14 protein-coding genes are annotated in these 13,157 nt (G+C 71.2%); 7 read left to right on the plus strand and 7 right to left on the minus strand.

The genetic code is table 11. The features are described 5' to 3' along the window. Positions 1–233: 233 nt before the first annotated feature. Positions 234–1,712 carry a PLP-dependent aminotransferase family protein gene (locus ACIBAG_RS17370; RefSeq protein WP_399105840.1) on the minus strand — a complete coding sequence of 493 codons (1,479 nt, stop codon included), beginning with the start codon at positions 1,710–1,712 and terminating at the stop codon, positions 234–236. 47 nt (positions 1,713–1,759) lie between these two features. Here ACIBAG_RS17370 and ACIBAG_RS17375 point away from each other — a divergent pair, with 47 nt between their 5' ends. After that, a complete protein-coding gene (locus tag ACIBAG_RS17375; protein ID WP_399105842.1) occupies positions 1,760–2,353 on the plus strand; it encodes a carboxymuconolactone decarboxylase family protein in 594 nt (197 codons plus the stop codon). A 179-nt stretch (positions 2,354–2,532) separates the two neighbouring features. Here ACIBAG_RS17375 and ACIBAG_RS17380 read toward each other — a convergent pair whose 3' ends face one another. From ACIBAG_RS17380 to ACIBAG_RS17390, 3 genes are all read right to left on the minus strand, one after another. After that, positions 2,533–4,020 (minus strand): glutamate synthase subunit beta, encoded by a 1,488-nt coding sequence (locus ACIBAG_RS17380; RefSeq protein ID WP_399105844.1) that lies wholly within the window; start codon positions 4,018–4,020, stop codon positions 2,533–2,535. A gap of 165 nt (positions 4,021–4,185) precedes the next feature. Further along, positions 4,186–4,665, minus strand: coding sequence for a DUF1772 domain-containing protein (locus tag ACIBAG_RS17385; protein WP_399105847.1), 480 nt, complete (start codon positions 4,663–4,665; stop codon positions 4,186–4,188). Positions 4,666–5,067: 402 nt separating this feature from the next. Continuing rightward, positions 5,068–5,763, minus strand: coding sequence for a DUF2293 domain-containing protein (locus ACIBAG_RS17390; RefSeq protein ID WP_399105849.1), 696 nt, complete (start codon positions 5,761–5,763; stop codon positions 5,068–5,070). Positions 5,764–6,101: 338 nt separating this feature from the next. On the opposite strand from ACIBAG_RS17390, the gene ACIBAG_RS17395 reads away from it, so the two are divergent. The 3 genes from ACIBAG_RS17395 (at position 6,102) to ACIBAG_RS17405 (ending at position 7,922) form a co-directional block, all read left to right on the plus strand. Continuing rightward, positions 6,102–6,743: a uridine kinase gene (locus tag ACIBAG_RS17395; RefSeq protein ID WP_399105851.1), complete on the plus strand. Its 642-nt coding sequence runs from the start codon at positions 6,102–6,104 to the stop codon at positions 6,741–6,743. A gap of 192 nt (positions 6,744–6,935) precedes the next feature. Then, the gene (locus ACIBAG_RS17400) at positions 6,936–7,349 is read left to right on the plus strand and encodes a PPOX class F420-dependent oxidoreductase (protein ID WP_399105853.1); all 414 of its coding nucleotides are present in this window, start codon (positions 6,936–6,938) and stop codon (positions 7,347–7,349) included. 135 nt (positions 7,350–7,484) lie between these two features. Further along, entirely contained in the window at positions 7,485–7,922 is a 438-nt protein-coding gene (locus ACIBAG_RS17405) for a CBS domain-containing protein (protein WP_399105855.1), read from the plus strand. 91 nt (positions 7,923–8,013) lie between these two features. Here the strand turns inward: ACIBAG_RS17405 and corA are convergent, their stop codons facing one another. Then, on the minus strand, positions 8,014–9,141 hold the full coding sequence (corA, locus tag ACIBAG_RS17410) for a magnesium/cobalt transporter CorA (protein ID WP_399105857.1): 1,128 nt from the start codon (positions 9,139–9,141) through the stop codon (positions 8,014–8,016). Here corA and ACIBAG_RS17415 point away from each other — a divergent pair. Both ACIBAG_RS17415 and ACIBAG_RS17420 read left to right on the plus strand, forming a co-directional pair. Beyond that, a complete protein-coding gene (locus tag ACIBAG_RS17415; protein ID WP_399105859.1) occupies positions 9,134–9,403 on the plus strand; it encodes a hypothetical protein in 270 nt (89 codons plus the stop codon). The two genes, corA and ACIBAG_RS17415, sit on opposite strands and share 8 nt — an antisense overlap. Before the next feature lie 7 nt (positions 9,404–9,410). Then, the gene (locus ACIBAG_RS17420; protein WP_399105861.1) at positions 9,411–10,205 is read left to right on the plus strand and encodes a methyltransferase domain-containing protein; all 795 of its coding nucleotides are present in this window, start codon (positions 9,411–9,413) and stop codon (positions 10,203–10,205) included. Positions 10,206–10,254: 49 nt separating this feature from the next. Here ACIBAG_RS17420 and ACIBAG_RS17425 read toward each other — a convergent pair whose 3' ends face one another. Both ACIBAG_RS17425 and ACIBAG_RS17430 read right to left on the minus strand, forming a co-directional pair. Further along, entirely contained in the window at positions 10,255–11,199 is a 945-nt protein-coding gene (locus ACIBAG_RS17425) for a carbohydrate kinase family protein (RefSeq protein ID WP_399105863.1), read from the minus strand. 211 nt (positions 11,200–11,410) lie between these two features. After that, the gene (locus ACIBAG_RS17430) at positions 11,411–12,319 is read right to left on the minus strand and encodes a pseudouridine-5'-phosphate glycosidase (RefSeq protein WP_399105865.1); all 909 of its coding nucleotides are present in this window, start codon (positions 12,317–12,319) and stop codon (positions 11,411–11,413) included. Between the two features lie 100 nt (positions 12,320–12,419). On the opposite strand from ACIBAG_RS17430, the gene ACIBAG_RS17435 reads away from it, so the two are divergent. Continuing rightward, the gene (locus tag ACIBAG_RS17435; RefSeq protein WP_399105867.1) at positions 12,420–12,848 is read left to right on the plus strand and encodes a VOC family protein; all 429 of its coding nucleotides are present in this window, start codon (positions 12,420–12,422) and stop codon (positions 12,846–12,848) included. The last annotated feature ends 309 nt before the right edge of the window (positions 12,849–13,157 follow it).

Here is a 13,157-nt window from a genome sequence, read left to right on the forward strand (position 1 = left end):
GCTCGCTCACGCAGGCAGCAGGACGGCCGGCTCTCGCGCGGTGAGGTCGGCCCGGCGGCGGTCGGCCGATCGCCGCCGGCCGGCGGCAGCCACCGGCTCCGTCGTGGGCAGGACCGATGCGGATGGCTCCTCCGCGCGCAGGACCCCCGGCAGGGCGCGCAGTACCCGTCCCGGCTCCCTCAGCGCCGTCCATCCCTCGGATCCTCAGCGCCGTCCGCCCCTCGGCTCCTCACTTATTGCCCCCGGAGCCCCCAACCCGGCGGCAGCGCCCCGCACAACGCCTCCAGCGCCGCCCCGTACGCATGCTCCGAAGGCGTCGCAAAGCCGACGACCAGGCCGTCGCGGACCGGCATGTCCGGCTCCGTCGCCTCCGGGTGGCGGAACTCGGCGAGGCCGTCCAGGGCGATGCCTTGCCACGTGGCCGCCTTGACCGCGGAGCGCTCGGTGCCGGGCGGGAGCCGCAGCACGGCGTGCAGTCCGGCGGCGACGCCCGTGACCGCGATGTGCGGCGCATGCGCGGCGAGCGCCGTGACGAGGCGGTCGCGGCGGCTCCGGTACCGCTGCCGCATGCGACGTACATGACGGTCGTACGCCCCGGAGACGATGAAGTCGGCGAGGCTCAGCTGGTCGAGCACGCTCGCCCACGCCTCCCGCTCGCCCTTGGCCGCGAGCACGCCGTCGACGTACCGCTGCGGCAGCACCATCCACCCGAGCCGCACCGCCGGTGACAGGCTCTTGCTGACCGAGCCGATGAAGATCACCCGCTCGGGATCCAGGCCTTGGACGGCGCCGACCGGCTTGCGGTCGTAGCGGAACTCACCGTCGTAGTCGTCCTCCAGGACCACACCCCCACGCGCGCGTGCCCAGTCGATCACGGCGGCGCGGCGCTCGGGGTGCAGCGGGCCGCCGGTCGGGAACTGGTGCGCGGGTGTGAGCAGCACGGCGCGCTCGCGCGCCAGCCGGTCGACGCGTGCGCCGTCCTCGTCGAGGGGCAGCGGGACGGTCCGTACGCCCGCGCCCGCGAGGAGTTCCCGGTGGAAGCCGAGCCCGTACGCCTCGACGGCCAGCGGCCCGCGCAGCACGCTGCCGCCCTTCTCCTGGGAGAACAGCAGCCGCAGGGCGTGCGCGAAGCCGGAGCAGATCACGATGCGGCCCGGCTCGGTGCGCACGCCACGCGCGCGTGCCAGGTACTCGGTGAGCGCCTCGCGCAGTTCGACCCGTCCGGCGGGATCCCCGGGCCCGAAGACCTCGTTCGGCGCCTGCTGGAGGGCCCGCCGGTAGGAGGCCAGCCATGCCGCACGCGGGAACGCCGACGCGTCCGGGGTCCCCTGCCGCAGGTCGTGGCGAGGCCCACGCGCGCGTGGAGGCGCCTTACGGGGGGCCCGCTCCGCACGCCGAAGCGGTTCGGCGCGCTCCGCCACCCTCGTGCCCGAGCCCTGCCGGGCGGTGAGCCAGCCCTCGGCGACCAGCTCCGCGTACGCGTCGGCCACCGTGTTGCGGGCGACCCCGAGGTCGGCGGCGAGCGAGCGGTACGGCGGCAGCCGGGTGCCGGGAGCCAGCCGCCCACTGCGCACGGCCTCCCGCAACGCCCGGGTCAACGCGGCCCGCCGTCCGCCAGGCCCGGCCGAATCCGTCAGATCCAGATCCAGATGCAGATCCAGATGCAGGTCGGCACCGATCCGCTCCGCGGAATTGACCCATGACTTTGCCATGGAAATGCACCCTACAGTCGGTCTTTCAGGGCCGTAGCTTGGAGCACATGACGACGAACACGACTGCTGCACACGGAACTTCCGCCATCGAATCCGGCATCGGCCCCGCCATCGATTCCGGCATCGGCTCCGTAACTGACTCCGCCATCGGCTCGGGCATTGATTACGCCATTGCCGCCGCCGAGGCCGCGAGGACGCGCCTGGACTTCGCGAAGTCCGCCCCGAAGGTCTTCCGCGCCATCGTCGGCTTCGACGCCGCTGCCCGTGAGGGCCTCGACCCGGCCCTGGTCGAACTGATCCAGATCCGCGCCTCGCACCTCAACCACTGCGCCTACTGCCTGCACATGCACACCAACGACGCCCGCAAGGCCGGCGAGAGCGAGGACCGGTTGCACATGGTCGCGGTCTGGCGCGAGGCCCGCCACTTCTTCACCGAGAGGGAACAGGCGGCCCTCGCCCTGACGGAGGCGGTGACCCTGGTCGCCGACGGCGGGATCCCGGACGAGGTCTACACCCAGGCCGCGGCCCACTTCGACGACGGGGAGCTGGCGCACGTTCTGGCCCTGATCATGACGATCAACACCTGGAACAGGGTCGCGTTGGCGACGGGGAAGGTGGCGGGGACGGACGAGCGGAAGTAACCGAGACGCCGGCTCGGAACGCCGGTCGGGAACGACGGCCCGCTGCGACGGCCCGGAACGCCAGCCCGCTGCGACGGCCCAGAACGCCGGCCCGCCGCGGCGGTACGGCCCGTCGGTACGGCCCGGCGGTACGGCCCGGCGGTGCCGAACTCGCCGGGGAACCGCCCCCCGGCGTTCCCTCAAACGCTCATGGGCCGGTCATACGGCGAGATCGGCGCCGGCAGCCTCGAGCTCCCCGTCAGATAACGGTCGACGGCCGCCGCCACCGCCCGCCCCTCGGCAATCGCCCACACGATGAGCGACTGCCCCCGGGCGGCGTCCCCCGCCGCGAACACCCCGGGCACGTTCGTGGCGAACCCGACGTCCCGCGTGATCGTGCCGCGAGGCTCCGTCTCCAGCCCCAGTTGCTCGATCAGCCCGTCCTGACGGTCGGGACCGGAGAAGCCGAGGGCGAGCAGCACGAGGTCGGCCGGCAGCGTCCGCCCGGTGCCCGGCATCGGGCGGCGCCGCGCGTCCACCTCGACCAGGTGCAGCGACCGTACGTGCCCGTCGGCGTCCCCCGTGAAGCGGAGCGTGGACGCCGCGAACAGCCGCGCGTCCGCGTCCGCCGCCGGCGCCGTCTCCAGATCGCGCGCCTCCTCGTGCGCCGCCGACAGGCGGTAGATCTTCGGGTACGTCGGCCAGGGCTCGGCGTCCTCGTCCCGCTCGGCGCCCGGCTGTGCGTAGATGTCCAACTGGGTCACGGACGCGGCGCCCTCCCGCACGGCCGTGCCCAGACAGTCGGCCCCGGTGTCCCCGCCGCCGACGATGACGACGTGCTTCCCGGCGGCGGACATCGGAGAGGTCTCCAGGTCCCCCTCGCACACGCGGTTGGCCAGCGGCAGATACTCCATCGCCTGCTGGATGCCGCGCAACTCCCGCCCCGGGACTTGCAGTTCACGCCAGGCCGTCGCGCCCGTCGCGATCACCACGGCGTCGTAGCGCGACCGCAGCTCGGCCGCCCCGACGTCCCGCCCGACGACCGTCGACGTGCGGAACTTCGTGCCCTCGGCCCGCATCTGCTCGATCCGCCGCTCCAGATGGTGCTTCTCCATCTTGAATTCGGGGATCCCGTACCGCATCAGCCCGCCGATCCGGTCGTCCTTCTCGTACACGGCGACCGTGTGCCCCGCCCGGGTCAGCTGCTGCGCGGCCGCGAGCCCCGTGGGCCCCGACCCGATGACCGCGACCGTCCGCCCGGACAGCCGATCCGGCGGCCGAGGCGGAGCGAACCCGTCCGCCCAGGCCCGGTCCGCGATGGCGCACTCGACGTTCTTGATGGTGACGGCCGGCTGATTGATCGCGAGTACGCACCCGGCCTCGCAGGGAGCAGGACACAACCGCCCGGTGAACTCGGGGAAGTTGTTTGTCGCGTGCAGCCGATCCGCCGCCGCCCGCCAGTCCTCCCTCGACACCAGGTCGTTCCACTCGGGGATCAGATTGCCCAGCGGACAGGCGTCGTGGCAGAACGGTATGCCGCAGTCCATGCAACGATCGGCCTGCTTGCTGATGATCGGCAGCAGTGCCCCGGGGACGTACACCTCGTCCCAGTCCTTCACCCGTTCCTCGACGGGCCGGCGCGGCCAGTCCTGGCGGGGGGTCGTCATGAAACCCTTGGGATCGGCCATGGCCGTCTTCCTCGCGTGCGCGTGTGACGTGTTGGAGCCGTGCGTCATCGGGCGGCACTCTTCCCGCAACGATACGTCCCACCGGCCACGTACGCAGGGTGGGGGACAGCGCTTTCTCACCAGCTTTCCCGCGTATCCCCTTCCGGCTCGCTCCGCGCACGCGCGTCAGCTGATCGCCAGGACGTAGGACACCGTCGCGGCGGCCGAGGCGCCCATGCGGACGTGGTTCCACGCCGTCCACTCGCGCACGTACGTCGGCCAGTAGTCGGCCGCCTCAGGAGTGCCCGCGTCGAGCTTGAGCAGTGTGTCGTTGCGGGGCACGTTCGCCACCATGGTCACCCCGAACGAGCCGAACAGATAGAGCCCGCTGCCCACCAGCAGCTCCACCGTCCCCTCGTCCGGCCACAGCACGAACGTCACCACGGCGATCACCGCGCACAGCACCGCCGACCCGAGGAACACCAGCATGAACGCCGGCGTCAACGCCGTCACATTGATCGCCTTCATCGCGGCCACGCCCTGCGCCGGCGGCAGCGCGGCCAGCCCGCGCATCACGAAGGTCGAGAAGGCGCAGAAGACCCCCGCCACGAGACCGGTTCCCACCACGCCGATCACCACGAGTACGAAGTACGGCCCATCAATCATGTCAACGTCAACTCCCCGTGTCCCGCCGAGATCCTTCCCGGCCCGGCCCAGCTGTCACCTCAAGTGAAACCCTGTACGAGAACCGTCACCATGGCCGAGCGGCGCGGGCACATACGCGAGCGTCCTGCAGACCGAAGGCCGGGCACCGCGCCTTGAGTACCGCCGGTCCCGGTCTGCCTGCCCGGTCGGCCCCCACCCGCACGGCGGGCCCACGTGTCCCGAGTGGGCCCCGGTCCGCGTCGCGGTTGCCGTCGGCATCTCCGAGCACCGGGGTGCCCCCGACCGGCTGTCGCCGACTTCGTCGACCGGAGGGACACACCGAAGGGAACCTCCGAAGGGGATCCCCGTCAACCGGCCTCCGCCAATCGGCCTCCGTCTACCGGCCTCCGTCAACGGCCTCCGTCAACCGGCCTCCGACACCTGGGCCCGCCACGCCCGCAACGTCGTCTCCACCGCCGCTGCGATCCGCCGCCGGGCCTCGTGCCGTGGCACCCCGCCCATCAGCAACTGGTCGTACGACGTGTCGAGATGTCGCACGGACGCCACGACCGCCGACGTCACCGCCCCTTCGGACAACGCACGCCCCGCCGCACTCCGCCCCACCCGACCACTGCCCCGCACCGACGCATGCCCCGCGATGTCCCGAGCCCGATCCACCGGACACCCCGGGAACAGCCGCCGTATCTCCGCCGCGAACGCCTCCGCGAACCGCACGTCCTCCCGCTCCCGCCGCCGCGCGTCCCGCGCCCGGCGTCGCCGCCTGGCCTCCGCGTCCGCCAGACACCGCTGCTCGGCCCGGGCGAGCGCCGCCTCCTCGACGAGCACACCCTGCCGCTCATAACGGCTTCTGCGCCGGTTGAACCGTACGACCACCGCCGACAGCGCACTCTCCTCCCGCGACCGCCGCGTCAACGCCGTGTCGCCGCGCGGCAGGAACACCAGATGCCCGAGATCGGCACAGTCGAGGCAGCGCGGCGCCCCGTCCTCCATCACCAGCATCTGCAACGGCCCCGCATGACACTCCGCACAGTGCCGCCGCTTGAGGGGCTGGACCACCAGAAGGCCGGTACGGGGCGGGGGAGTTGCGAGGTGCGCCATACCCGGTTCATTCCCCTCGGGGAGGGCCTGGGGAACTACCGACGCGGACCGGAAACTGCCTGATCGGGAGTGGTGTGCGGTCTGATCGGTTCGGGGGGCGGCTTGCTCGGGTCGGGTGAGTGTCCTGGTCGGACCGTGATGTCGATCCGGTCGAGCTCGGCCCCCCTTCCGGCGCTTGCGTCCCACCCCTCCCGGCCCCCACGGCGCCACACTCTGCTGGTTGCTGGTTGCTGGTTGCTGGTTGCTGGTTGCTGGTTGCTGGTTGCTGGTTGCTGGTCGCTGGTCGTTGGTCGCCGGTCGCGACACCCCGCATCACGCCGACCACCCCTTGGCGCATCATGGGCCCTGTGCGACTCGAAGCGATCACCTGGGAGCGGCTCGGCGACCTGCTGGCCGAGCGGCTGCTCGACCTGAAGCCGGCCGACGGCAGTCCCTGGCCGCGTGTCGCCTTCGACGGCGCCCCGGCGGCCAGGCCGGGAGACCTCGCCGAGCGGGTCGCCGAGGCGTTGCGCGTACGCGGACGCCCCTCGCTCTCCGTCGGCACCGAGGGCTTCCTGCGCCCGGCCTCGGTCCGGTTGGAGTACGGCCACCAGGACGTGGACGCCTATTACGACGGCTGGTTCGACACCGGGGCCCTGTGGCGCGAGGTCTTCGGCCCGCTCGAGCCCGGTGGCGACGGTCGCGTCCTGCCTGACCTGTGGGACCCGGACACCGACCGGGCCACCCGCAGTCCTTACGTCCACCTCCCGCCCGGTGGCTTCCTGTTGATGCACGGCCCTCTCCTGATGCGCCACTGGTTTCCCTTCGACCTGACCGTCCATGTCCTCCTGTCACCCGGCGCCCTGCGTCGCCGTACCCCCGAGGCCGAGCACTGGACCCTCCCCGCCTTCGAGCGCTACGCCAACGAGACCGACCCGGCCGGTACCGCCGACGTCCTCGTCCGCGCCGACGATCCGCGACACCCGGCGTGGAACGGCTGAGCGACCTGAGCCGACGGCCAATCGAGCGGACGGCCGAATCGAGCCGACGGCCGAATCGAGCCGACGGGTGGTTGAGGGGGCGAGCCGTTGAGGGGCGAGCCGTTGAGGGGTGAGCGGTTGAGGCCGGCGAGCGGTTGAGCCGGGTCCGCCAAACCGCTTTTTAATGCACGTGCATTTAATTACCCTACTGCCATGACGACCTCCACGAGTGATCCGATCTCCTTCGACGACTCCGTCCGCTCCCTCCTCGATGGCAAGAACTTCGCCAGCGTGGCCACCCTCGGCCCTGACGGTGCGCCGCAGAACTCCGTGGTCTGGATCAAGCGCGAGGGCGACACCGTGCTCTTCTCCTCCGTCGACAGCCGCCAGAAGGTGCGCAACCTCCGCCGCGACCCTCGCGTCAGCGTCTCGGTATACGACCTCGCCAACCCCTACAGCTCGGTCGAGATCCGCGGCACCGTCGAGATCCTCCCGGACGACGCCAAGCGGCTCCCGTTCGAGCTCTCGCACAAGTACCTCGGCATCGACCCGCCCGCCGAGAAGGACGACGAGACCCGCGTGATCATCCGAGTCGTCCCACGGAAGATCGTGCGCTTCTCTGCCTGACCGTCCCCGCCGCCAGTGGCCGTGAGCGCCCGGTTCCGGGTGCATGCGCGGGACGGCGCGGCGAGAATGAAGGGCGCCGGGACTTAGCGGTGCGTCCCGCGCCGCGCCGGCCGTCCGGCATCGGGAGGTACTCCAATGACCACTGCCGGAGACATCATGCACCGTGGCGCCCAGTGGATCCCCGCCCACGAGACCCTGGACCGCGCCGCCCAGCTCATGCGCGAGCTGGGCGTCGGAGCCCTGCCCATCAGCGACCAGAACGAAAGGCTCTGCGGGATCCTCACCGACCGCGACATCGTCATCGGCTGCGTGGCCATGGGCCGCGACCCGAGCAAGGTCACCGCCGGCGACATGGCCCAGGGTACTCCCCGCTGGATCGACGCGAACGCCGACATCAGTGACGTGCTCCGGGAAATGAAGGAGCACCAGATCCGCCGGCTCCCCGTCATCGACAACAAGCGCCTGGTCGGCATGATCAGCGAGGCCGATCTGGCCCAGCACCTGTCGGAGGGGCAAATCGGCCAGTGGGCCGAGAGCGTCTACGCCAGGACCGCGGCGCCGACGACGCACTGACTCGGCGAACGCCCCGTCCTCACCTCCGGTATCGTCCTCGGCCGGCCGATCGTGCCGGTCGGGGACGCACCGGAGCAGGCCAAATCAGGCGTCAGAGCCATCCGTTGCGCCGGAAGCCTCGGTAGAGGACCACGCAGGCGACGGATATCACGGCTATGACCAGCGGATAGCCGAACGTCCAGCGCAACTCCGGCATGTAGTCGAAGTTCATTCCATACACCCCGCACACCATCGTCGGCACGGCGACGATCGCGGCCCAGGCCGTGATCTTCCGCATGTCCTCGTTCTGCGCGACGGTGACCTGCGCCAGGTGCGCCTGCAGGATCGAGTTCAGCAGTTCGTCGAAGGCCGCTATCTGATCCTTTGCCCGCAGCAGATGGTCGGACACGTCGCGGAAGTACGCCTGTATCTCCGGCTCCACCACCCGGATCGGCAGCGTGGCCAGGTCCTCGAGCGGTCGGCTCAGCGGAACCACGGCCCGCTTCAGCTCCAGCAGTTCCCGCTTGAGCTGGTAGATCCGCCCGGGGTCGGCCCGCGCGCCGTTCTCCGCGAACACATCCGTCTCGACCTCGTCGATGTCCTCCTGCACCGAGTCGGTGACGCTCAGATAGTCGTCGACCACGTGGTCCGCGATCGCGTGCAGCACCGCCGCCGGCCCCTTGGCGAGCTGCTCGGGGTTCGACTCCAGCTCCTCGCGCAACGGGCCCAGTGAGCCGTGCCGCCCGTGCCGAACCGTGATCACGAAGTCCTGGCCGACGAACACCATGATCTCGCCGGTGTTCACGACCTCGCTCGTCGCCGTGAGCTTCTCGTGCTCGACGTAGCAGACCGTCTTGAACACGGCGAACAGCGTCTCGTCGTAGCGCTCCAGCTTCGGCCGCTGATGCGCCTCGACCGCGTCCTCGACCGCCAGTGGATGCAGGGCGAACAACTCGGCGATGCCCGCGAACTCCTGGTCCGTCGGTTCATGGAGGCCCAGCCAGACGAATCCGGCCCCGCGTTTGCGCACCCGCTGCACGACGTCGACCAGATCCCCCTTCTCCTGGACCCGCGCGCCGTCCCGGTACGTCACGCAGTTCACCACGGAGGAGCCCAGCGGAGACCTGGCGGGATGGCTGAGGTCGACACGGGGGCGTCGCCGAGCCAGCCGTGCCACCTTGCGGAGGCTGCCGACCTTGTCGAGGCCGGCGACCTTCCGCAGATTCCCTGCCATGGACATCTGGATCTCCTTGCGTGGATCCTCGCGCCGCATTTCCGCGCCCTGGCTCGCCAGTTTGCCAGTTGGGGGTGAGCTGCGGGTAAGCCTGTGGGAGTACTGGATTCCGCTTTGTTCCCGCCTGTGGACGAAGGTCTTTGCCCAGGTTGCCGTGGGGAGAAAAGGTGATGCGGCGTGGATGGTCGGCGCGGGAGCGGGGCGGGCCGAATTCGCGACCATGCCGCCGAGCGTCGACCACTCCCAGCAAACAGAGCAAATGGGATGATCTCGTCATGATGCGAACCGACGGCTATCTCCTGGACAACCGGCAGGCCGAGGCGGACGAGCACTGCGACGCACTGGGCCCTCTCTTCGATCCCACGACGTTCCGCTACCTCGAAGGGTTCGGCATCGGACCCGGTTGGCGCTGCTGGGAGGTGGGCGCCGGCGGCACGTCGGTGGTCTCCTGGCTGGCCAAGAAGGTCGGCCCGACCGGAAAAGTGGTCGCGACCGACGTCGACACCACACGGCTCGCCCCGGCCGCGCGCCATCCGGTGGAGGTCCGCGTGCACGACGTGGGCGTCGAGGAGCCGCCGGGGGAGGAGTTCGACCTGGTGCACGCCCGGATGGTCCTCTCTCATGTTCCGGACTGCGAACGGGCGTTGAGGTCCATGATCAAGGCCCTGTGCCCGGGTGGCCGGCTGCTGGTCGAGGACGCCGACCCTGCCCTGCAACCCTTGCTCTGCCCCGACGAGTACGGCCCCGAACAGCAATTGGCCAATCGCCTTCGCGACGGAGTCCGCGCCCTCCTCGCCGAGCGTGGCGCCGACCTCTCCTTCGGCCGCAGACTCCCGCGCCTGCTCCGTGCGGCCGGACTGCGCCGGGTGGTTGCCGAGGCCTACTTCCCGGTCTCCTCGCCCGCCTGTGCCGCCCTGGAGTCCACCACCATCCGCGAGAACCGCGACCAGCTCGTCACCGCGGGCCTCGCCACCGACCACGACATCGACCGCCACCTCGACAACATCACCACCGGCGGCCTGGACCTCGCCGCGACCCCGATGATCTCGGCGTGGGGACGCAAGGCGTAACCGGCGGGCCGCGAACGGCGTGGGCAGCCGCCGTACGTACGAGCGGCCGTCACCCCACTCGTGGCGGCCTCCCGCCCACCCGCTCCACCGCCAGCGCCCCCGCCCGGCACCCTTCCCGAGCCGCGTCCTCCGGTACGGCGCCGGAGAGCAGTGTCGCGAGGAAGGCGCCGGTGAAGGCGTCGCCCGCACCCGTCGTGTCCCTCGGCGTCGCCGGTACGGCGCCTACCCGGGCGCTCACGGTGCCCGACCGGGCGACCAGGGCGCCGTGAGCGCCCTGCTTGGCCACCACCAGCGGGACATGACGGCTCAACTTGGCCGCCGCGTCCGCCCCGTCGGGCAGCCCCGTGAGCAGGCAAGCCTCGTCGCGGCTGGGCAACAGGATGTCCACACCTTCCACCAGCGCCAGGAAACGGTCGACGCCGAGTTCCACGAGGAATCCCGCCGACGCCGGATCCAGGCTCACCGGCACGCCACGCGCACGTGCCGACTCCAGAGCCACCGCCACGAGTGCCCGGCCGGACTCTGAGAACAGCAGGTAACCCGAGAGATGCAGCCGGGCGACACCGTCGAGCACCGCGTCCGACCAATCACCGGGCTCGAGCCGCAGCGACGCGCCGCTGTCGGTGAGGAACGTGCGTTCGGCGGCGGCGCCTGTGTCGACCAGACAGATCACCGTTCCGGTGGGCGCCTGGGGATCCACGACGAGGCAGGGCCGTACTCCACCGGCGGTCAGCTCACGCTCGTGCCATGCGGCCGTGTCCGCGCCGACCCGCCCCAGCAACCGCACGTCCGCACAGCCCCAATACGCGGCCCAGCAGGCCACATTGGCGCCCGCGCCGCCCGGGACCGTCCGGATTGCCGCGGCCGTGTCCGTGCCCGAGGCGAGCGGCCCCCGGTGCCGGGCGATGACGTCCGTCACCACGTCCCCGACGACCAGCAGCGGACCGTCGTGGAAGCCACCGGCGGTCGGCGCGGCTCCCGAACCACCGGTCACCGTCCCGCCGTCGGCGGGACCGTGCGCCGCTGCCTCGTTTCCCGGCTGGCGACCTCGTGTCTCGTGTGCCGGCTCACGACCGCGCGCCTTGTTCGTCGGCTCGCGACCGTGTGCCTCGTTTCGCGGCTCGTGAGCCGCTACCCCGCTCCCCGGCTCGCGACCGCTCGCCTCGCTCCCGGTTCCGCGGGCCCCTGTCCCGGTCACCTCCCGCTCACGCCCCGGCCCACGCTGCCGCGATCCGACCCGCCAGCCGTACGTTGCCGCGCACCGCCGCGAGATTCGCGCTCAGCGAGGCACCGTCCGTGTGCCGTACCAGATAGTCCAACAGGAACGGAGTGACGGCCTGACCGGCGATGCCCCGCTCCTCGCACGCGTGCAGCGCGTCGGCGAGCACACGCGCGTGCAGTTCGGGATCCAGTTGCTCCTCCTCCGGAACCGGGTTGGCGACGATCAGCGCCGACTCGGGCCCGTCGAGCGCGTCCTGAGCGCGCATCACCTCAGCCACTTCCTGGGGCGACTGCAGGGTCCAGTCCACAGGATGGCCCGAGTCGGAGAGGTAGAAGCCGGGGAAGCGCTCCGTGCGGTAGCCGGCCACCGCGACTCCCATGGTCTCCAGCCGCTGCAGCGTCGCCGGGACATCCAGGATCGACTTCACGCCGGCACACACCACAGTGATCCTCGTACGCGCCAGGAGCCCCAGGTCGGCCGACTCGTCCTGCGTCACCGTCCACTCCCGGTGCACACCGCCGAGCCCACCCGTCGCGAACACCCGTACACCGGCGAGGGCCGCCAGCAGAGCCGTCGCCGAGACCGTGGTCGCCCCGCTCGCCCCGGAGGCCACCGCGAGCGGTAGATCCCGGTGCCCCAGTTTGCGGATCCCGTCCTCGTTCGCGACCCGCTCCAGCTGCTCCTTGTCCAGCCCGACATGGGGTCGGCCGTCCAGCACGGCGATCGTCGCCGGGACCGCGCCTTCCCGCCGTACGACGTCCTCCAGCTCCAGCGCCACCTGCAGATTGCGCGGGCGCGGCAACCCGTGCGCGATGATCGTGGACTCCAGGGCCACCACGGGGCGACGCGCGTCGATCGCCCCCCGCACTTCTTCGGACACCACCAGCACCACGCGCCTGCCTCCTGTCGGTCGGTCTTCCCTCATCTCTGGCGGGCGCAGCTCCGGATCAAACCCCTTGCGGCCTGTGGGAGAGGACACCAGCCTTGGGGGCATGACGGACAACTCCGCACGTCTTGACCATGTCGTCCTCTGGGTGCGCGACCCGGTGGCGTCGGCCGACTTCTACGAGAAGGCGGTCGGCATGGAGCCGGTCAGGCTCTCCGAATACTCCGCGGGGGCGGTTCCCTTCCCCTCCGTGCGCCTCAACGAGGAGACGATCCTCGACCTCATGCCGCTCGCCATGGCGGAGCGGATGACGATGCTTCCCGGTGCCGCCGACAGCGCCGGTCACCCGGTAAACCATGTCTGCCTGGCCCTGCCCGGAGACGAGCTCGACGCCCTGCGGGCCCGCCTGGAGGAACGTGGCGCGCCCGTGTCCGACATCTCCCACGACTCCTTCGGCGCCCGCGGCAAGGCCGAGCGCAGCTTCTACTTCCGCGACCCCGACGGCAACGTCTTCGAGGCCCGGCACTACGACTAGCGAGCCGCGTTGGGGGCCACGCGCGCGTGGCCCCCATTCTGGAGAACCGCGCCTGCAGGTTCGCCGACGAGGCCTGACCGAACGCGGCCATCCGGCACATCAGCAGCGGAAAACTCCCGACTCTGGCCTCGACCACCGTGACCCCGGCTCCCACAGCCCCGATGAGATGGGCCGGCACCGGTCCGGGACGGCGCCCTCGCGCGGTCGTTCAACGCGGTCGGCGGCTTCGATGGCACCGCTGTACTGGCGACGGTCGCCGTGGGCGGGAGCCCGGACAAGGACTCGGCGCCCCTGGCCTCCGTGGCCGGC

The organism is Streptomyces sp. NPDC051243 (assembly GCF_044455405.1).
Lineage (GTDB): Bacteria > Actinomycetota > Actinomycetes > Streptomycetales > Streptomycetaceae > Streptomyces.

Bases quoted from the DNA above. Each gene is read 5' to 3' on its own strand.
- ACIBAG_RS17370 (WP_399105840.1), bottom strand. From the start codon at position 1,712: ATGGCAAAGTCATGGGTCAATTCCGCGGAGCGGATCGGTGCCGACCTG.
- ACIBAG_RS17375 (WP_399105842.1), top strand. From the start codon at position 1,760: ATGACGACGAACACGACTGCTGCACACGGAACTTCCGCCATCGAATCC.
- ACIBAG_RS17380 (WP_399105844.1), bottom strand. From the start codon at position 4,020: ATGGCCGATCCCAAGGGTTTCATGACGACCCCCCGCCAGGACTGGCCG.
- ACIBAG_RS17385 (WP_399105847.1), bottom strand. From the start codon at position 4,665: ATGATTGATGGGCCGTACTTCGTACTCGTGGTGATCGGCGTGGTGGGA.
- ACIBAG_RS17390 (WP_399105849.1), bottom strand. From the start codon at position 5,763: ATGGCGCACCTCGCAACTCCCCCGCCCCGTACCGGCCTTCTGGTGGTC.
- ACIBAG_RS17395 (WP_399105851.1), top strand. From the start codon at position 6,102: ATGGGCCCTGTGCGACTCGAAGCGATCACCTGGGAGCGGCTCGGCGAC.
- ACIBAG_RS17400 (WP_399105853.1), top strand. From the start codon at position 6,936: ATGACGACCTCCACGAGTGATCCGATCTCCTTCGACGACTCCGTCCGC.
- ACIBAG_RS17405 (WP_399105855.1), top strand. From the start codon at position 7,485: ATGACCACTGCCGGAGACATCATGCACCGTGGCGCCCAGTGGATCCCC.
- ACIBAG_RS17415 (WP_399105859.1), top strand. From the start codon at position 9,134: ATGGACATCTGGATCTCCTTGCGTGGATCCTCGCGCCGCATTTCCGCG.
- corA (WP_399105857.1), bottom strand. From the start codon at position 9,141: ATGTCCATGGCAGGGAATCTGCGGAAGGTCGCCGGCCTCGACAAGGTC.
- ACIBAG_RS17420 (WP_399105861.1), top strand. From the start codon at position 9,411: ATGATGCGAACCGACGGCTATCTCCTGGACAACCGGCAGGCCGAGGCG.
- ACIBAG_RS17435 (WP_399105867.1), top strand. From the start codon at position 12,420: ATGACGGACAACTCCGCACGTCTTGACCATGTCGTCCTCTGGGTGCGC.